Genomic DNA, 17,238 nt, shown 5'->3' with positions numbered 1-17,238 from the left:
TATTATGCAATTAAAATGTGTCGCTATTGACGATGAGCCCCTGGCGCTGGAGATCATCAAGAAATATATCTCGCAGGTTCCGGCTTTGCAGCTGTTTCATACGTTTGAGGACGCGATATCGGGCGCCGAGTTTTTGAAAAAGAACAAGATCGACCTGCTATTCATCGACATCAATATGCCCGATATTTCCGGCGTTGACCTGGTGCGGGCATTGGGCGACGATAAACCTATGGTGATATTTACCACCGCCTACAAAAACTTTGCTTACGAGGGCTTTGAGCTGCAGGCTTTGGATTACCTGCTTAAGCCGATAGATCAAAAACGTTTTGCCGCCGCCGTTGAAAAGGCCATAGGATACTATGAATACAAATCTGGCGAAAGCAGTGTTGAGGACGAAGCCATATATGTACACTCAGAATATCGCACCATAAAAATAAACCTAAAGGAGATTGAATATTTGGAAAGTATGCAGGACTATGTTAAAATCTACCTGTTAGGAAATTCAAAACCTATACTTACCCTGCAAACCCTTAAATCGCTTTTAGAGAAGCTGCCTGAAAAGCAGTTCGTCCGGATTCACCGCAGTTATGCTATTTCGTTAAAACAGGTTAAGTCGATACATAACCGAAAAGTGCAATTGCATGCTATTGAGCTGCCGGTAGGTACCAGCTATATCGATACGATAAAGGGCTGGTCGGCATAGGCAAAGGTTTTTTATTTCGCACCGGCTTTTTGCTTATTGACTGTGGCACTTTATAACGGGAGTGCTGTACTGTACCAGGCACAGGTGTAACACCTGGCACGGGTGGTACACCCTGGCACACCATAAGAGTTACGAAAACATTATTATACAGATCTGCGTTTTACCTAAACCATTATTGCTTTTTAGCGTCATAGAAATAAATTCAGATACATGAAACCATATCTTACTGCTGTCATTATTGGCCTTTCGGCCATAATTGCATTTGCCATAATTGGTGGCGCCTACAAATACCGCTCCACCACCATGGAAACTATTGTTGTTACCGGCCTGGCCGAAAAAGATTTTAACAGCAACTTAATAGTTTGGAATGGCACTTACTCGCGTAAATCGGATGATTTAAAAAGTGCTTACGCGGCGCTTAAAGGTGATGAAAACACCATTCGCCAATATCTTTTAAAAAAGGGTATCAACAATGCCGAAATGGTTTTTTCAGCAGTAACCATAAACAAAGAGTTTGGGCCAATGCTTGATGGGAGTGGCAGAAACATCGGCCAAAAATTTACCGGCTATAGCCTGGTGCAAGCTGTAAAGGTAGAATCGACCGAGATAGACAAGGTTGACAAGATCTCGCGTGAGGCAACAGAACTGATAGAAACCGGCATAGAGTTAAATTCGTCATCGCCTTTTTTTTATAACACCAAACTTAACGAGGTTAAAATGGAACTGCTGGGCAAGGCCAGCGCCGATGCTAAAGAAAGAGCCGAAACCATTGCAAAAAATGCAGGCAGCTCTTTAGGTAAATTAAAAAAAGCTACTATGGGTGTTTTTCAAATAACAGGGAAAAACAGCAACGAAGACTATAGCTATGGCGGCTCATTCAACACGTCAAGCAGGCGCAAAACCGGCTCTATTACAATCAGGATGGAGTTCCAGGCTAATTAGATTAGTATTGCTTTAAGGCTTACGAAGCTTTTGAAAGCTTCGTAAGTTTGGCATAATACCATAGGGCCTTTATAAATTAAGTTTGATCATTTATGGATATCCAAACAATTTCGGATAATCAAAAACAACAACTCATTAACATCATTCCATCGGATGGTGATGGAATGTATTATTATCCATGTCAAATAAAATTAAAAAGTAGACTTATCATCGACAACGTATATTTAGCTGAACTGGGGAGTTATTTAAGAACGTGGGGAGTAATGCCCGATCAAGATGCAGGAAAACAATATATTTTAATAGAAAACGTAGATGTAATTAAAGACAGTCCGAATAGACTACCCCCAAATTTTGCTAATAAACTTTACAAAGCAGCCGAATCTGGTATGGGCTATTGCCTTTTTAAAATCCTATTTGATAACGGTACTTCGTCAAATTCACTAACAGGCAACGCGGTAGATTTTGTTACATTACCAATGGGACTAAGCACAAAAAACATAGTTGATGTAGTACCCAATCAAGGCTCTCGTACTAACTATGAACCTGCTCAAAAATATTGGTGGTGTTTATACCAAGATAATTAACAAAAAAGGCTTGATCCTAAAATCAAGCCCTTTTGCTTTTATAAATAGCGATGGTTTTAAACCCATCGCTATAGTTATTAGTAACGATAATACTCCGGTTTAAACGGACCTTCAACAGTTACGCCGATATATTCAGCCTGATCCTGGTCAAGTACTTCCAGCTCAACACCAATTTTAGCAAGGTGTAAACGGGCAACTTTCTCGTCTAAGTGTTTTGGTAAAGTGTAAACAAGGTTTTCGTAAGCGCCACTGTTTGTCCAAAGTTCAAGCTGCGCTAAAGTTTGGTTGGTGAAGCTGTTACTCATTACAAAGCTTGGGTGGCCTGTAGCACAACCTAAGTTTACTAAACGACCTTCAGCTAATACAATTACGTCGCTGCCGTTAATGGTATATTTATCAACCTGTGGCTTAATTTCGATTTTGGTATTGCCATAAGCACTGTTTAACCAGGCCATGTCAATCTCGTTATCAAAGTGGCCAATGTTACAAACGATGGCTTTATCTTTCAATGCACGGAAATGCTCTTCGCGAACAATGTTTTTGTTACCTGTAGCAGTTACAACAATATCAGCCTCGGTAATAGCGGTGCCTAATTTTTTAACCTCGAAGCCTTCCATAGCTGCCTGTAAAGCGCAGATAGGATCAATCTCGGTAACAATAACACGTACACCGGCGTTACGTAATGAATCTGCTGATCCTTTACCTACGTCGCCATAACCACAAACAACACCTACCTTACCGGCCATCATAACGTCGGTAGCGCGACGGATCGCGTCAACCAATGATTCGCGGCAACCGTATTTGTTATCAAATTTTGATTTGGTTACAGAGTCGTTGATGTTGATAGCAGGGATTGGTAATGTACCGGCTTTAACACGCTCATATAAGCGGTGTACACCGGTGGTGGTTTCTTCTGATAAACCTTTAATACCGGCAACTAATTCAGGATAACGGTCAAATACCATATTGGTTAAATCGCCACCATCATCAAGGATCATGTTTAGCGGTTTACGATCTTCGCCAAAGAACAATGTTTGTTCGATGCACCAATCAAAATCAACTTCGTTTAAACCTTTCCAGGCATAAACAGAAACACCTGCAGCGGCAACTGCAGCAGCGGCATGATCCTGAGTTGAAAAAATGTTACATGATGACCAGGTAACTTCGGCACCCAATGCAACCAGTGTTTCAATTAACACAGCTGTTTGGATGGTCATGTGCAGGCAACCTGCAATGCGCGCACCTTTTAATGGTTGTGCAGCACCAAACTCATGGCGAAGCGCCATTAAGCCCGGCATTTCTGCTTCGGCTAATCCGATCTCTTTCCGGCCCCATTCGGCTAACGAAAAGTCTTTTACTTTGTACTTGGTGTAAGCGGTCTCTACTGATGACATAGCGTTTTAATTTTTTTTTGAAATGCAAAAATAACACATTTCGCGGTCAAAGTGAAATTGTAAAGTATTCATTTTGCGATTATTGCATGATGGTGATAACCAGCCCCGAAGAGTTCCTATCGGGATGAGTTGGCACATCAGCAATAATCAATTAACCTATCCAAACAAAAAATTAAAAATCCTCGTTGTTTGTTGGTAATATTACAGCATGAAACAATACGGGTTGATCGGCTTTCCGCTTTCACATTCTTTTTCAAAAAAATACTTTACCCAAAAGTTTTTAGATGAGGATATTAAAGATGCTGTATATGATCTTTATACGCTTGAGCACATTAAAGATCTGCAGGACCTTTTGGATGCTAATCCCAACTTATGCGGGTTAAATGTAACTGTTCCGCATAAAAAAAATGTGTTAAGATATTTAGACTGGATAGAACATGATGCCCGTAAAGCAGGCGCGGTAAATTGTATCCGCATTACCAAAGAAAGCCCGGTACTTGCCGCATTTAATGGCGAAGTTGGAGTGGGCGGACACGATTTCAGGCTGGAAGGCTTTAATACCGATCTGTATGGGTTTGAAATGTCATTACGCCCGCTTTTAAAGGACCGCCATACCGACGCGTTAATTTTAGGCGATGGGGGCGCGGCACAAGCGGTTAAATGTGTATTACAAAACTTAGATATCAGCTTCCGGATTGTTACCCGCAAACCACATGGCGAAAATTTGTTGTTTAAGGATCTTAAACCCCGCCACATTAAGGGCCATAATTTAATTATCAATACTACCCCGTTAGGCACTGCGCCTGATATCCACGAGTTTCCGCCCATCCCGTACGATGCTATAACCGACGATCATTTACTTTACGACCTGATCTACAACCCTCCTGAAACAGAATTTTTAAGAAAAGGCGCCGAGCGTGGCGCGACCCCTAAAAATGGTTACGAGATGCTGATACTGCAAGCCGAAAAATCATGGGAGATCTGGAACTCAAAAGAAAAACATCCATGAGGATATTTGCAATTTTAATAGTAGCGGTGCTATTTTTTTCGGCCTGTGGCAGTAATAATGATTATTCGCCTAAGCCAAGGGGATATTTCAGGATCGAGTTTCCTAAAAAAGAATATAAAGAGTTTGTATCAGGTTACCCGTTCTCATTCCAATACCCGGTATATGCCCGGATAGAAAAAGATACGCAAACCCGCATTGGTCCAAAGCTGATCAACATGAACCACCTGTTAAATATGCAGTTCCCGCAGTTTAACGGTACGCTGCATTTAAGTTATGAAACTATAACATCAAAGGATGTATTTCGTCAATTAACAGAAGATGCGAGGAAGTTTGCCTTTAAAAATACTGTAAAAGCTACGGCTATTGACCAGGGGAACATCAGCGTACCCGAGCATAAAGTTTACGGCCTTTACTATACTATTGGCGGCAACTCGGCATCATCAGTACAGTTTTTTTTAACCGATAGTGTAAAAAACTATATGCGTGGAGCTTTATATTTTAATAACGAACCCCGGCTTGATTCCATCCAGCCTGTACTTAATTTTGTTAAGCAGGATATTAATGTGATGATAAAAAGCTTTAAGTGGAAATAGCAACGTTTGACGTTGTACGTATTACGTTATACGTTTTTAAAGTTTGATATAAATAATTCGCTATAACGTACTACGTAAAACGTACAACATAACATGGCTTCAGTAAAAGTACTCTCCAACAATCCTTTCCAGGAAAACACTTATATTTTATATGATGAAACCGGCGAATGCGCCATCATTGACCCCGGTATGGACAATGCCGCCGAGCAAAACGCCGTGGTAAATTTTATAAGGGATAATAACTTAAAACCTGTATTGCTATTAAACACGCATTGCCATATAGACCACGTTTTAGGCAATAAATTTGTGTTTGATATGTATGGCCTAAAGCCGCAATTTAACAAAGGCGAATTGCCGGTGCTGGAAGCAGTTGCAGGTTATGCCCCACAATTTGGAATCCGCTATGAGCCATCACCAATGCCCGATACTTTTTTGGGCGAAACCGGTACCGTAACCTTTGGTAACACTACTTTAAGTTTAATATATGCGCCCGGCCACTCGCCCGCGCATCTATGCTTTCATGATGAGGAAGCTAACCTGTTGATTGGCGGCGATGTGCTGTTTAGGGGCAGTATTGGCCGCACCGACTTGCCCGGCGGTGATTTTAAAACGCTGATAGCTAACATTGAACAAAAACTATTAACCCTGCCAGATAGCTGCACCATCTATCCCGGCCACGGCCCCGAAACGACTATCGGCTTTGAGAAATTGCATAATCCTTTTTTAACGTAGCGTTATGTTGTACGTTTAACGTTATACGTTTTACGTACTTTTACGCCATGAAAAGGTATAACGTAACGTACAACATAATTGAACACGTCCATCTACATAGCTAAGCGGTACCTGTTTTCTACCAAGAAAATGCATGCTATCAATATCATATCCGGGATATCTATGCTGGGGATCTTAATTGGTACCGGGGCATTGATCATACTGCTGTCTGTATTTAATGGGTTGGAGTCGACCATATTAAACATGTACAGCAACTTCTCGCCCGAGATAAGGATAGCGCCAAAGTTGGGTAAAACTTTCGACCCGAATACATCGCAATTTAAAGCGATACATCAGGATTCCCGGGTATTCTCGTACACCGAAGTGTTGGAGGATAAGGTAGTAGTGCAGTATAACGGCAAAACTTTTATAGCCAACATACGGGGTGTTAGCGAAGAATTTTTAAAGAACCCGCGCCTGGATAGTATTATACAGGACGGCTCATTTACCCTACACCTTGACAGCAGGCCCTTAGCGGTTATGGGGGCCACAGTAAAAAATAATTTATCCGTTAATATTCATGACGAGATGCGGTCGTTACGGATCTATGCGCCAAGGCGCGGTAACGGCATATCGTTAAACCCGGGCGATGAATTCATCTCGCGCAATATTAACACAGCCGGTGCCTTTGCCGTACAGCAGGAATTTGACGACCTGGTTATCGTACCTATCGAGTTTACGCGCGATTTGTTTGAAGAACCTGCTGGCGTATCCTACATCGATCTGAATTATAAACCGGGCACCGACCTTGACGCCATACAAAGCGATATAGAAAGTAAACTTGGCAGCCAGTTTACAGTAAAGAGCCGCAGGCAGCAAAACACGGCATTGTATCAAACCCTTAACTTCGAAAAATGGGCTATGTTTATGATATTGGCCTTTGTGGTAATAATAGCCGCTTTTAATATTGTTGGGTCGTTAACCATGTTAGTGATGGAGAAGCGCAAGGATATTGCCATACTTACCAGCCTGGGTGCTAACAAGCAATTAATACAACGCATCTTCTTTTTTGAAGGCTTAATGATATCACTTATTGGCTGCGCAATTGGTATTGTGCTTGGTTTGGTATTTTGTATATTGCAGCAACACTACGGCTTAGTAAAAGTTAATGAAACCCTGGGGGTGGCCAATAATGCTTACCCTATTGATATTAGGTACGGCGATTTTATAGAAGTATTTTTAACGGTGATGTTTATATCGGTTATTGCATCGGGGATAAGTGCGGGGCTTAGCGTTAAGAGTTTGGATGATATTAAACAGGATTTATAATTTGAGCTATGCGTTTAGTTGTGAGATATGTTTTTGTAGGGTTGCTTATCGTAACAGGTATGTTAGCCTGTAAACACAAGGCTGATAAAAAAGAAACCCGGACCCCGAATGTTTTCAAAGGATTATACAGTTTTGAACCCGGGGCCAAAACCTTCCGGCCCTGCGGTACCCAAACCGATTTTTGGGTTGCCGATAGTTGTGCACAATTAGAGCTTAAATACACGCAATTAATTAGCTTTGAAAAAAACGGTGAGCAGGTATATATTGAAGCAGAAGGTAAGAAAATAAAATCGGGTGCCGGTGTAGCTTTTGACAGTACTTTGGTGGTAACTAAATTAATAAACATCACAAAGGATATACCTGCTAATTGCAGGTAAACTGTCTTAATATTAATTTGTTAATTTTAAAATTGAAACTCATTTGCCTGTTTGGCGTTAATTAAATAATTATGGAATCAAAGCGTCAACAAAAATTTGCCGGAGTAATACAAGAGGACCTTGCTGCTATATTTCAACGCGAAGGGATGAATTATTTACCAAATACTATGGTAACCATAACCAAAGTAAGGGTTACACCCGACCTGGCAATTGCAAGGGTGTTTTTAAGCTTTTTTAATACAGCCAATAACGCTCAGGCGCTGCAAACTGTAAAGCTGCATGCCTCAGAGATTCGTTATAAACTGGGCAGCCGCATCAAGGACCAGGTAAGGGTAATACCCCAACTTGAGTTTTTTATCGATGATACCAGCGAATACGTTGATCGTATGGATAAAATCTTTGATAAAATACACAGGGAAGAGAAACAGCCGGATACAGAGTAATTTTTGATGAATTCGTCTGATAGACTAACCGCCTACCTTAAAGCAAACCCAACTGCTATTGGCAAGGTAGTTGATTATAACGAGGCCAAAGATAAACTCTATGCTTTCGATTTCACCGCAGCCAATACCGGGCTGGATCTTGATACCGTTACCGATAGCCAAAAGTTTAGCAAATGGATCAACAATAAACTTGCCGCATGTAATTACCGCTATGGCATTGGTGGTTATATGGAACATCGCACAATCTATGCCCGCAGCGAGCACTTTGACACTGACGGCGAACCACGACGCTTGCACTTAGGTGTTGATATCTGGGGCGATGCCGGTACACCGGTTTATGCACCGCTGGATGCAACTATTCACAGCTTTCAGGACAATGACAATTTCGGCGATTACGGCCCGACGATAATTTTGCAGCATGATCTCGACGGGCTGCAATTGTTTAGCCTTTATGGGCATTTATCACGCGTTAGCTTTCATGGCTTAAGCGCCGGGCAATTCATAGGCAAAAATCAACAGATAGCAACTTTAGGGGATATTAAAGAAAATGGCCACTGGCCCCCTCACCTGCATTTCCAACTAATGTTTGATATGGAAGGTAAAACCGGCGATTATCCGGGCGTGGCCCGTTTTTCTGAAAAGGACAAATGGTTAGAAAATATTCCTGATCCTAATTTGATATTAGGATTTCCACAATAAAAAATAGCGATAGGTTTTAAACCCATCGCTATTGATACCCGGCGTTGCCTGCTATACTAATTAGCCACAGCCGCTTTATGCGCCAACTCAAAAGGTACAATCACCTTAAAACTTATATTGCGGCCCATATTAAATATGCCGCGTTGCACACCCGGTGCAGTTTCAGCGTTATCAAAATATTTTAAGCGGCTCATGTTCGATTGGTAATTTACGTTAGCCAGGTTAGTGCCTTCGATAAATAATTCAATTACCTTCCTGCCTGCCGCGTTAACCAGGTTGCCGCCTATGCCTGCGCTTAACAGGTTATATCCAGCGGTATAGGTTTCTGTTCCGTATGCCGAAAAGAAACGATCCTGCGCGCTGTAATGATCCAGGCCGATAAATGCATAAACATTCTTAAATTTTGAAAATCCTTTAGCAAACGTACCGCGCAATTCAGAATGCGAATGCAACGGCGGAATAAACGGCAGGTATTTCAAGCTGTCGGCAACCGGGCCGCCATTGCCTAAATTTTTGCCATAAGTCAGGGCCAGGTTGTTTTCAATATGCAGCCATGATGTCGGGTGGATATCCAGGCTAACCTCGCCGCCATTAATGCGTGCTTTACTTTGGGTATAAGTAAATATGGTATACTGCGGATAGTTAGGATTAATAGCCGCGCTACCATCAGGGTTTAAAACCTGTTGCTGATAAATGTAATTCTGGATATCATTATTAAACAATTCCACACTCGCCGATACATTGGGCAAGGTTAAGAAAGCGCCGATATCTTCCTGCACGCTAAACTCGGGTTTAAAGGAGCTGTTACCGGTATGATAGATCTGCGAACCAGGATCAGGCCCGTTAGCCGAAAGCTCTGAAATACTTGGCGCCCTGAAACCGCGCGATATGTTCGCTTTTAAAAAGAAGCGGTCGGTTGCATTATAGGTTGCGCCAAAGCTGCCCGAGAACCCGGTAAAGCTTTTGCTTAAAGCATCAAACTGTTTAATAACACCAGTAGTGGATGTGTTCCCAACCGTATATAACTGCGGATATTTGGCACTTAAAGTATCGATATAAGCCGCTTGTCCGTTAAACGACCGGTAATCATACCGCGCACCGGCGGATAGGTCCAGCTTGCCAAAACTCTTTTTAATAACCGCGAATGGCCCTATATCAAACTGGTGATATGCAGGTATCGGGAAATCAGTAGCGCCACCGATTGTATTGTTTTGGTATTGCCCGTTTAAACCGAAGGTTGTTTCATAATCGTCGCCAAAAGTTTGGTTGTATTTAAAGTCGTAAGTATAAGTGGTTAAATGCAGGTTAAGGCCCGCAGTTGTCGCATCTTCCGGGTGGGTATATTCCCGCCGGTGGCTAAGCTGGTAACCTAAATTCACAAATAAGTTTGCACCATTATTAAGGATGAAATTACTGTTGTTATAAATGCGATAAAGCTGCACATGCTGGTGCAATGCAGGGATGCTGTACGAGTTTAATTCGGACGGAGAAACAATAGGCCTGAATGCATCACCCTCTGTAACCTGCTTGGTAAACTGGCGGGTTGCATCATCTCGGCTGCCATCGGGGATAGCCTGCTGGTCATCAAATAACGACGCGTTGAAATAAGAGTATCCCCAGGCTTTGTTAAGGCCAATCATAGCCCGTGCATCTTTTTCTTTAAAACCGGTAGCGAATACGCGGCCATCGTGCTGGTTCTGGTAGGCTTTACCTTCTTTGGCCGACAGGATCGTCCCCCATACCAAACCATTATTATGGCCCTGCAACCGTAATGAATTATTAAACAACCCCTGGTTGGTACCATATGTCCCCATTACAGATCCTGAAATAGTTCCTTCAGGCACCGGCGGCGGCGATATTAAATTCACCACACCACCAATAGCATCCGACCCGTAAGTTAAACTTGCGGGGCCTTTTATTACTTCCACACGGTCTATCGAGTTTTGGTCGACCTCCACCCCATGCTCATCACCCCATTGCTGGCCTTCCTGGCGAATGCCGTCCATCAGCGTAATAACCCGGTTATAACCCAAACCATGAATGAAAGGCTTAGAAATATTAGGGCCTGTAGTTACCGCGCTTACGCCCGGCAGACTTGCTATCATATCAATTACGTTGCCGGATGCGGCGTGCTGATCGATATACAATTTACCTACAGCAGCCATTGGTATAGGGCTGCGTTTTAATTCGGTAGCGCGGCTTACGCCGGTGATAATTACTTCGCCGGCTTCTATGAACGAGGTTTGCAGCTGTACATTTAATACTGTCGCTTTCGAAAAATCTACCCGTTGGGTAACACTGGAATAGCCCACATAGCTAACCTGGACAATATAGATCCCTTTTGATAAATGACTTAAAGTGTATTTCCCGTTAGCATCGGTAACAGTGCCGGTTTTTAGGTCGGGGACGCTTACAGTGGCACCTATAATGGGCGAGCCATCTTTCTTATCAGTTACCGTACCTGTTATTGTTCCCGGTTCCGGTTCTTCCGCTTTGGTAAGTGTAGTATTTGCCAGCAGGATAAACAGCAGGCCTATTAATTTTATATGGAATTTCATTGTGAAGTTATGTTTTGAGTACAGCACTCTTTTAATAGAATTGCGTACTTGTTGCGCTTAAATTTGTTAGGGTACTTTTTGAACGATAAAACAATCGTCAAATTATAATTTAGCAGGATGCTAAAACCGGCGGAGCGCGCCCGGCTGATAATACTAAGGCAATACTTACAAAATCGTAGTTATAAACCCTGTAAAAATGCTTTGTAACAATATTGGGATTAAAGTAAGTAACGTGGTTAATTACCGCGGTTGTATGGTGCATAGCATCGCATACCGAACATTTTTCCTGAACTATGGTGCGCGATAGGTTTTTAGCTACGCCATGCGATTTAGAACTTTGGCTGGCATTAATTTTATGCTGGTGAGTATAAACAGTATATTGCCCCGCTATAAAGCAGGCCAATAACAGCCACGAGTAAAATATATTTGCCTTGTTCCTTTTCAAAATAAGCAGGTGCTTTTTTAAATCTACCGCAAAATTAAGCATTAAAATGTAAAATCAATAAGCAAAAGCAATAATGTTGCAATACCAATTGCATTTTGTCTATAAATAGCACCGCCGGCAATGTATATTTGCCGGTATGACACCGGCAGAGATCAACAAGAAATGGAGTGAGTTACAGCAGCGCATAGCTGAGGATTTTGACAGCGATATACCCGATGTTAAGGTAATGCTATTTTTAATTGGCGTGCAGGAGTTGGGGCAGGGCCCGCGCAAGTTTAGCAAGCGCCAAAAAGAAGAACTGATGCATATTGCAAACTGCAAATTATTTAGCATGATGGGCTTTTATGAGCTGGAAGGTTTGGACCAGGATGGCTGGCCGCACTGGAAACTGGTAAAAGTAATCCCTAACTACACATTATTAGAGCAGGAAATGGTACTAAAATCACTAATAATTAACTATTTTGAGGACGAAATTAATTAACGATATGAAAAGATTTTTTACGCTTGTATTTATACTATTTACGGTAACCGCTTTTGCCAAACCGCCCAAGAATCAATACGTAAAAATAAGCACCGCTAATGGTGCAGTGATCATCCGTTTATATAACGAAACCCCGCAGCACCGCGATAATTTTATAAAGCTGGCCAAAAAAGGTTTTTATAACGGCACGCTGTTCCACAGAGTGATACAAAACTTTATGATCCAGGGCGGCGACCCCGATTCGCGCGACACGAGCAAAAACAAACCCGGTGCCGAGTTAGGTAACGGCGATGTTGGCTATACCGTACCGTCCGAGTTTTATGAGTCGCTTTTCCACAAACGCGGGGCATTAGCAGCCGCGCGCGATGACAACCCAACTAAGGCATCAAGCGGCTGCCAGTTTTATATTGTAGAAGGCAAACGCTTTACCGATGAGGACCTGGATAAGCTGATTGCAGGACGCTTAAAAGGCCGGGTAATACCTGCCGCACAACGTGAAATTTATAAAACCGTCGGCGGCGCGCCACATCTTGACCAAAATTACACCGTTTATGGCGAAGTAGTTACCAGCGTTGATATGGTCGACCGTATAGCTGCCGTTAAAAAAGATGGGCACGATCGTCCCTTAGAAAATGTGCCGATGACAGTTACCGTGCTATCAAAAGGTGAGTGTAAGGATTTGGATAAGCTTTTGGGGCTGTAGATTTTATTTCGAATTTCGGATGTTCGATTTCGGAATTAAAATAGCCAAATCACAACGACATGAAAATAATAGTTCAGGGGCTTGATTTAACAATCTCTAATGCTAACCAGATTTTAAATATGGGTGGGCCGTGGATAGGCGACATTTCTTTGGGAACAGACTTTATTTCAAAAAATTGTATAGTGGACAACTTCGTTTATCAAGAAAACACTAGTCGGCTATTCTTTGTGAAATACAATAACGTTTCAAAATATAGCTGGTATTTTAGTATTAACTTTTACAATTTAAAGTCTAAAACTATTTTCGAATTTGACAGGGTGTTTGACATGGTGCATTTAGGCCGATTTACTAACGATGTTAAACTTGAAATCTACCCAGCCTTTCATAATCAATTTGAAGACAAAAAAGAAATTTTCAATCTTGATGAAGAAGACTTTAGCACAATAACTTAAATCCGAAAGAACATCCGAAATCCTAAATCACACCGACATGAAGATAATCACCTACAACGTTAATGGTATCCGCTCTGCGATAAATAAAAACTGGCTGGCCTGGGTACAGGCTACTGATGCCGACGTAATTTGCCTGCAGGAAATTAAGGCTACGCCTGATGTATTGACCGACCTGCACCTGGTTGAGGCTTTAGGCTACGAGCACTACTGGTTCCCGGCCGAAAAGAAAGGTTATAGCGGTACCGCCATTTTAACCAAACGCACACCAAACCATATCGAGTACGGCTGCGGCATTCCCGATTTCGACCGCGAGGGCCGCAACATTCGTGTTGATTTTGATGAGATATCGGTAATGAGTGTCTACTTCCCATCAGGCTCAAGCGGCGAGGAAAGACAGGCATTTAAGTTTCGTTTTCTGGATGAGTTTGGAAGATATCTTACCCTGTTAAAAGTCACTCATCCGCGCCTGGTTATCTGCGGCGATTATAATATTTGCCATCGTCCTATTGATATCCATAACCCAAAGTCAAACGCTAACTCATCCGGCTTCTTACCCGAAGAACGCGAATGGATGGAGAATTTTATCGAGTCGGGCTACGTGGATACCTTCCGCCATGTAAACAAAGAGCCGCACAACTATACCTGGTGGAGTTTCCGCTTTAACGCCCGCGCTAAAAACTTAGGCTGGCGCATTGATTATGCTATGGCGAGTAAGGAATTGGAAGATAATATTAAACGGGTAGCAATTTTACCGGAAGCAAAGCATTCTGATCATTGCCCGATGTTGCTGGAGTTGGAGTTTAGCCCCTAACCCCTGAAGGGCAACAATAGCGGAAGCCTTATGCTCTTTTTGTCATTCTGATTTCTATAGAGCAAGTTCTATCGCAGGATCCCAAAACACGGTTTTAAAATCCTGTACCTGATCGTCTTTAACCGTTACACCTTCAGCTTCCAACAGCTGCTGCATGGTATCGCCGCCAAAATGGAACTTGGCAGTCAATAATCCCTGGCGGTTAACAACCCGGTGCGCTGGCACGGGCGGCTTGGCATTGCCGCAGGCTTGCATAGCATAGCCCACCATCCTTGACGATCCTTTTGTACCCAAATAACTGGCGATAGCACCGTATGATGTTACGCGGCCCGCAGGGATCTGGCGGGCTACGTCGTAAACGTTATCATAAAAGTTATAATCGGGCATAACGGCTTATTCAAATGAGAATTTAAGATAGTTAATATTCTTATTATCCTTTAAATATTTCTTTTCGTAGTAGGTTTTGATGGATAATACCTCGTCAGCATATTCAGACTTGTACAGGTCGGCCGTGTTAACGTGTTCCTTTAAGTTTAACTCTTTTATTTTTTCGGCAGTATACTCGTAAAAACCATCGTTATCTGTTTTAAGGTTAACGCAGCCACCCGGTTTCAACACCTCGATATACATATTCAAAAATCTTGGTGAAGTCAGCCGCTTTTTCTCACGGCTCAGTTGTGGTTGCGGATCGGGAAAGGTTATCCAGATCTCATCAACCTCGCCAGGCGCAAAAAATTCAGTAAGTGTTTCTATCTGCATCCTTATAAAGGCTACATTATTTACCCCATCCTCTATAGCCGTTTTGGCACCGCGCCAAATGCGGTTGCCTTTATAATCTATCCCAATAAAATTTTTATCCGGAAACATCACGGCAAGGTTTACGGTATACTCGCCTTTACCACAGGCCAGCTCCAACACCACCGGGTTATCGTTCTTAAAAAAGTTGTTGCTCCATTGGCCCTTATAAGGCTTCCCTGCATCCAGTTGTAAAACGTTGTCGAACGTTTCTATCTCGGCAAAGTGTCTTAGTTTATCTTTTCCCACAATTCAAAAAATATGTCATTTCCGAACAGAATGGAGAAATCTTAAGCGCCACGCTAATTGTAGCTCATACAAGATTTCTCCCTGTACTCGTTCGAAATGAAAGAATGTATTATACTTGTTGTTATTTTATCCCGTAATGGTCAGCCATCAAGCCTTCAAACACACCTATCGGTAATACTTTCTTTAAAGTAACTGCAATGGTTTGGCCAATAGCGCCAACCAGGTATTGGTGTGCGGGGTTTGATTTAGCTACTATTTTAACCAGTTGTTTACCAATAGCAATTGGGTCGGCACCGGCATTCTCGTCTTTTTCAATGCTAGCTATGGCTACATCGTAATTAGCTTTTAGTTTTTCGTTATCAACCGTAAAAGGTATCTTTTCGCGGCTGCCGGTAAACTCGGTTTTAAAATCGCCCGGGTTAATAGTGGTAATTTTTATACCGGTTTTTTTTAATTCCATGCGCATGCTTTCAGAGTATCCCTCTACAGCGTATTTTGATGCTACATACATGCTTTGGTAAGGCAAACCAAATAAGCCTGCTAAGCTGCTTATGTTTATCACAATACCGCTGTTGTTCTTCAACATTTCGGGTATAACTGCGCTGCACATACGTACCACACCAAAAAAGTTAACTTCAAATTGTTGCTTGGCTTTATCAACCGGCATGGCGTAAGCAGGGCCGGCAATACCGTTACCGGCATTGTTTACCAGCACGTCAATCCTTCCTTCGGCTTTTACTATTTTATCAACAGCAGCCTTAGCCGAAGCATCGTCTGTTACGTCCAGTTCAATTAAATTGAAGGGTACGTTTACCTTTTTTGCAAGGTTACGGGTAGTGCCATAAACGGTGTGTCCGGCTTCATGTAATGCGGTGGCGCTGGCTAAGCCAATGCCCGATGAAGCCCCTGTTACCAAAATTACTTTTTTCATTTGCTGTTGTTGATATAAATTAAATGCCTGAAGGTTAAAGTGCTTCCAAATATAAATAATGCGGTGTAAATGAGGTGATTTTTATTGCAGAATGTTGTTTTGAGTTAATATATGGTTATACCAGGTTTACGAAATGTTCAAAGTTTTGCAACCCTTCAATGCCCAGCATCCGGCCTATCTCACCATAAACATCCCCGGCGCTTTTACCCTCATCGCGTAAATACTTTATAGAAGTAGCCCCGGCAGATTTGGATAGCTTTTTATCGCCTCCTGCCATTAATAAAGGGTGATGATGAAAGGTGATGTCTTTAAAGCTATCCTGCTGCAATACTTCTGCTAAATAATGCTGAGCTATAGTGGAGGGATAAAGATCTTTACCACGCACTACCAGGTCCACGCCAAAGTGCAGATCATCAATTAACGAAGCCAGCTGATATGACGGGAAATCGTCTTTCTTTTTCACCACAAAATCTTTTAGGTTATCTGCTAACCGTGCTTTTATAATACCTTTATTGAGGGCTTTAATAACCAACTCTTTTTCGTCGGTATATAAGCGCCAGGCAATGTCGGGTGTGTCTAAGGGGATAGAACGGTTACGGCAACTGCCGGGATAAATGCCATCCTGCAATTGCGCCCTTGAGCATTGGCAGGCAAATATTTCGCGCTGATCGGCTAATTGCTCCAATGCTTCTTTATATAACTCCATCCGGTGCAACTGCGACCAGCCGGCATTATAATCATTCAGATCACGCGGCCCTTCATCCCAGGGGATGTTTAAGAAGCGTAGGGTATCAAAAATATCTTGTAGGTAATTTAGGTTTACGCGCTGCTGGTCCAGATCGTCTATCCGGAGTAAAATTTTTGCTCCCGATTTGCGAGCCAAGGCTGCGGTTAATGCAAACGACAGTGCGTTACCTAAATGTAAATATCCGCTTGGCGTAGGGGCTATGCGCGTTCTGGTAAAATAGATGGGGTTGGTTTGCATTAGCGCCAAATTAGGTTAAATGATGCTAAATAAAAAGGCTCCCG

The 17,238-nt window shown here is 42.4% G+C and carries 21 protein-coding genes; 14 read left to right on the top strand and 7 right to left on the bottom strand.

Annotation, left to right across the window (positions count from 1 at the left end; genetic code table 11):
* Window positions 1–4 precede the first annotated feature (4 nt).
* The 3 genes from ABIB50_RS17390 (at window position 5) to ABIB50_RS17380 (ending at window position 2,229) form a co-directional block, all read left to right on the top strand.
* Window positions 5–703, top strand: coding sequence for a LytR/AlgR family response regulator transcription factor (locus ABIB50_RS17390; protein WP_429381681.1), 699 nt, complete (start codon window positions 5–7; stop codon window positions 701–703).
* Between the two features lie 210 nt (window positions 704–913).
* Window positions 914–1,645, top strand: coding sequence for an SIMPL domain-containing protein (locus ABIB50_RS17385; RefSeq protein WP_429381679.1), 732 nt, complete (start codon window positions 914–916; stop codon window positions 1,643–1,645).
* A gap of 92 nt (window positions 1,646–1,737) precedes the next feature.
* Complete coding sequence (locus ABIB50_RS17380; protein ID WP_429381677.1) at window positions 1,738–2,229, top strand: hypothetical protein; 492 nt, start codon at window positions 1,738–1,740, stop codon at window positions 2,227–2,229.
* A 77-nt stretch (window positions 2,230–2,306) separates the two neighbouring features.
* On the opposite strand, the gene ahcY is transcribed toward ABIB50_RS17380, so the two are convergent.
* Window positions 2,307–3,623, bottom strand: a complete 1,317-nt coding sequence (gene ahcY / locus ABIB50_RS17375) for an adenosylhomocysteinase (RefSeq protein ID WP_429381675.1) — start codon at window positions 3,621–3,623, stop codon at window positions 2,307–2,309.
* 208 nt (window positions 3,624–3,831) lie between these two features.
* On the opposite strand from ahcY, the gene ABIB50_RS17370 reads away from it, so the two are divergent.
* The 7 genes from ABIB50_RS17370 (at window position 3,832) to ABIB50_RS17340 (ending at window position 8,784) form a co-directional block, all read left to right on the top strand.
* Window positions 3,832–4,632: a shikimate dehydrogenase family protein gene (locus ABIB50_RS17370; protein ID WP_429381673.1), complete on the top strand. Its 801-nt coding sequence runs from the start codon at window positions 3,832–3,834 to the stop codon at window positions 4,630–4,632.
* The gene (locus ABIB50_RS17365) at window positions 4,629–5,225 is read left to right on the top strand and encodes a gliding motility lipoprotein GldD (RefSeq protein ID WP_429381671.1); all 597 of its coding nucleotides are present in this window, start codon (window positions 4,629–4,631) and stop codon (window positions 5,223–5,225) included. The genes ABIB50_RS17370 and ABIB50_RS17365 overlap by 4 nt, the downstream gene beginning before the upstream one ends.
* A 93-nt stretch (window positions 5,226–5,318) precedes the next feature.
* A complete protein-coding gene (locus tag ABIB50_RS17360; protein ID WP_429381670.1) occupies window positions 5,319–5,957 on the top strand; it encodes an MBL fold metallo-hydrolase in 639 nt (212 codons plus the stop codon).
* Between the two features lie 78 nt (window positions 5,958–6,035).
* Entirely contained in the window at window positions 6,036–7,265 is a 1,230-nt protein-coding gene (locus ABIB50_RS17355) for an FtsX-like permease family protein (RefSeq protein ID WP_429381668.1), read from the top strand.
* Between the two features lie 8 nt (window positions 7,266–7,273).
* Window positions 7,274–7,642, top strand: a complete 369-nt coding sequence (locus tag ABIB50_RS17350) for a hypothetical protein (RefSeq protein WP_429381666.1) — start codon at window positions 7,274–7,276, stop codon at window positions 7,640–7,642.
* A 71-nt stretch (window positions 7,643–7,713) separates the two neighbouring features.
* Entirely contained in the window at window positions 7,714–8,085 is a 372-nt protein-coding gene (gene rbfA, locus ABIB50_RS17345; protein ID WP_429381664.1) for a 30S ribosome-binding factor RbfA, read from the top strand.
* 6 nt (window positions 8,086–8,091) lie between these two features.
* Entirely contained in the window at window positions 8,092–8,784 is a 693-nt protein-coding gene (locus tag ABIB50_RS17340; RefSeq protein ID WP_429381662.1) for a peptidoglycan DD-metalloendopeptidase family protein, read from the top strand.
* A gap of 56 nt (window positions 8,785–8,840) precedes the next feature.
* On the opposite strand, the gene ABIB50_RS17335 is transcribed toward ABIB50_RS17340, so the two are convergent.
* Both ABIB50_RS17335 and ABIB50_RS17330 read right to left on the bottom strand, forming a co-directional pair.
* Entirely contained in the window at window positions 8,841–11,342 is a 2,502-nt protein-coding gene (locus tag ABIB50_RS17335; protein ID WP_429381660.1) for a TonB-dependent receptor, read from the bottom strand.
* A 109-nt stretch (window positions 11,343–11,451) separates the two neighbouring features.
* A complete protein-coding gene (locus ABIB50_RS17330; RefSeq protein ID WP_429381658.1) occupies window positions 11,452–11,787 on the bottom strand; it encodes a hypothetical protein in 336 nt (111 codons plus the stop codon).
* A 136-nt stretch (window positions 11,788–11,923) separates the two neighbouring features.
* On the opposite strand from ABIB50_RS17330, the gene ABIB50_RS17325 reads away from it, so the two are divergent.
* From ABIB50_RS17325 to ABIB50_RS17310, 4 genes are read left to right on the top strand one after another with little or no spacing between them, the layout of a single operon-like run.
* Entirely contained in the window at window positions 11,924–12,268 is a 345-nt protein-coding gene (locus ABIB50_RS17325; RefSeq protein ID WP_429381656.1) for a hypothetical protein, read from the top strand.
* Between the two features lie 4 nt (window positions 12,269–12,272).
* Window positions 12,273–12,971 carry a peptidylprolyl isomerase gene (locus ABIB50_RS17320; protein ID WP_429381654.1) on the top strand — a complete coding sequence of 233 codons (699 nt, stop codon included), beginning with the start codon at window positions 12,273–12,275 and terminating at the stop codon, window positions 12,969–12,971.
* Between the two features lie 59 nt (window positions 12,972–13,030).
* Window positions 13,031–13,423: a hypothetical protein gene (locus ABIB50_RS17315; protein WP_429381652.1), complete on the top strand. Its 393-nt coding sequence runs from the start codon at window positions 13,031–13,033 to the stop codon at window positions 13,421–13,423.
* A gap of 37 nt (window positions 13,424–13,460) precedes the next feature.
* The gene (locus tag ABIB50_RS17310) at window positions 13,461–14,234 is read left to right on the top strand and encodes an exodeoxyribonuclease III (RefSeq protein ID WP_429381651.1); all 774 of its coding nucleotides are present in this window, start codon (window positions 13,461–13,463) and stop codon (window positions 14,232–14,234) included.
* Between the two features lie 54 nt (window positions 14,235–14,288).
* Here the strand turns inward: ABIB50_RS17310 and ABIB50_RS17305 are convergent, their stop codons facing one another.
* The 4 genes from ABIB50_RS17305 to ABIB50_RS17290 form a co-directional block, all read right to left on the bottom strand.
* Window positions 14,289–14,621: an MGMT family protein gene (locus tag ABIB50_RS17305; RefSeq protein WP_429381649.1), complete on the bottom strand. Its 333-nt coding sequence runs from the start codon at window positions 14,619–14,621 to the stop codon at window positions 14,289–14,291.
* Window positions 14,622–14,627: 6 nt separating this feature from the next.
* Window positions 14,628–15,278: a tRNA (guanosine(46)-N7)-methyltransferase TrmB gene (gene trmB / locus ABIB50_RS17300; protein WP_429381647.1), complete on the bottom strand. Its 651-nt coding sequence runs from the start codon at window positions 15,276–15,278 to the stop codon at window positions 14,628–14,630.
* A gap of 121 nt (window positions 15,279–15,399) precedes the next feature.
* Complete coding sequence (locus tag ABIB50_RS17295; RefSeq protein WP_429381645.1) at window positions 15,400–16,209, bottom strand: SDR family oxidoreductase; 810 nt, start codon at window positions 16,207–16,209, stop codon at window positions 15,400–15,402.
* Window positions 16,210–16,324: 115 nt separating this feature from the next.
* Complete coding sequence (locus ABIB50_RS17290; protein WP_429381643.1) at window positions 16,325–17,194, bottom strand: glutamate--tRNA ligase family protein; 870 nt, start codon at window positions 17,192–17,194, stop codon at window positions 16,325–16,327.
* Window positions 17,195–17,238 lie beyond the last annotated feature (44 nt).

The sequence above is a fragment of the Mucilaginibacter sp. UYCu711 genome, assembly GCF_050433825.1.
Taxonomy (GTDB): domain Bacteria; phylum Bacteroidota; class Bacteroidia; order Sphingobacteriales; family Sphingobacteriaceae; genus Mucilaginibacter.
The sequence above is the reverse complement of the archived record's forward strand: the minus strand, read 5'-3'. Positions and strand labels throughout refer to the sequence as shown.

What these genes read in the sequence shown, in the direction of transcription:
- ABIB50_RS17390 (WP_429381681.1), top strand. Translation starts at nt 5, where the DNA reads ATGCAATTAAAATGTGTCGCTATTGACGATGAGCCCCTGGCGCTGGAG.
- ABIB50_RS17385 (WP_429381679.1), top strand. Translation starts at nt 914, where the DNA reads ATGAAACCATATCTTACTGCTGTCATTATTGGCCTTTCGGCCATAATT.
- ABIB50_RS17380 (WP_429381677.1), top strand. Translation starts at nt 1,738, where the DNA reads ATGGATATCCAAACAATTTCGGATAATCAAAAACAACAACTCATTAAC.
- ahcY (WP_429381675.1), bottom strand. Translation starts at nt 3,623, where the DNA reads ATGTCATCAGTAGAGACCGCTTACACCAAGTACAAAGTAAAAGACTTT.
- ABIB50_RS17370 (WP_429381673.1), top strand. Translation starts at nt 3,832, where the DNA reads ATGAAACAATACGGGTTGATCGGCTTTCCGCTTTCACATTCTTTTTCA.
- ABIB50_RS17365 (WP_429381671.1), top strand. Translation starts at nt 4,629, where the DNA reads ATGAGGATATTTGCAATTTTAATAGTAGCGGTGCTATTTTTTTCGGCC.
- ABIB50_RS17360 (WP_429381670.1), top strand. Translation starts at nt 5,319, where the DNA reads ATGGCTTCAGTAAAAGTACTCTCCAACAATCCTTTCCAGGAAAACACT.
- ABIB50_RS17350 (WP_429381666.1), top strand. Translation starts at nt 7,274, where the DNA reads ATGCGTTTAGTTGTGAGATATGTTTTTGTAGGGTTGCTTATCGTAACA.
- rbfA (WP_429381664.1), top strand. Translation starts at nt 7,714, where the DNA reads ATGGAATCAAAGCGTCAACAAAAATTTGCCGGAGTAATACAAGAGGAC.
- ABIB50_RS17340 (WP_429381662.1), top strand. Translation starts at nt 8,092, where the DNA reads ATGAATTCGTCTGATAGACTAACCGCCTACCTTAAAGCAAACCCAACT.
- ABIB50_RS17335 (WP_429381660.1), bottom strand. Translation starts at nt 11,342, where the DNA reads ATGAAATTCCATATAAAATTAATAGGCCTGCTGTTTATCCTGCTGGCA.
- ABIB50_RS17325 (WP_429381656.1), top strand. Translation starts at nt 11,924, where the DNA reads ATGACACCGGCAGAGATCAACAAGAAATGGAGTGAGTTACAGCAGCGC.
- ABIB50_RS17320 (WP_429381654.1), top strand. Translation starts at nt 12,273, where the DNA reads ATGAAAAGATTTTTTACGCTTGTATTTATACTATTTACGGTAACCGCT.
- ABIB50_RS17315 (WP_429381652.1), top strand. Translation starts at nt 13,031, where the DNA reads ATGAAAATAATAGTTCAGGGGCTTGATTTAACAATCTCTAATGCTAAC.
- ABIB50_RS17310 (WP_429381651.1), top strand. Translation starts at nt 13,461, where the DNA reads ATGAAGATAATCACCTACAACGTTAATGGTATCCGCTCTGCGATAAAT.
- ABIB50_RS17305 (WP_429381649.1), bottom strand. Translation starts at nt 14,621, where the DNA reads ATGCCCGATTATAACTTTTATGATAACGTTTACGACGTAGCCCGCCAG.
- ABIB50_RS17295 (WP_429381645.1), bottom strand. Translation starts at nt 16,209, where the DNA reads ATGAAAAAAGTAATTTTGGTAACAGGGGCTTCATCGGGCATTGGCTTA.
- ABIB50_RS17290 (WP_429381643.1), bottom strand. Translation starts at nt 17,194, where the DNA reads ATGCAAACCAACCCCATCTATTTTACCAGAACGCGCATAGCCCCTACG.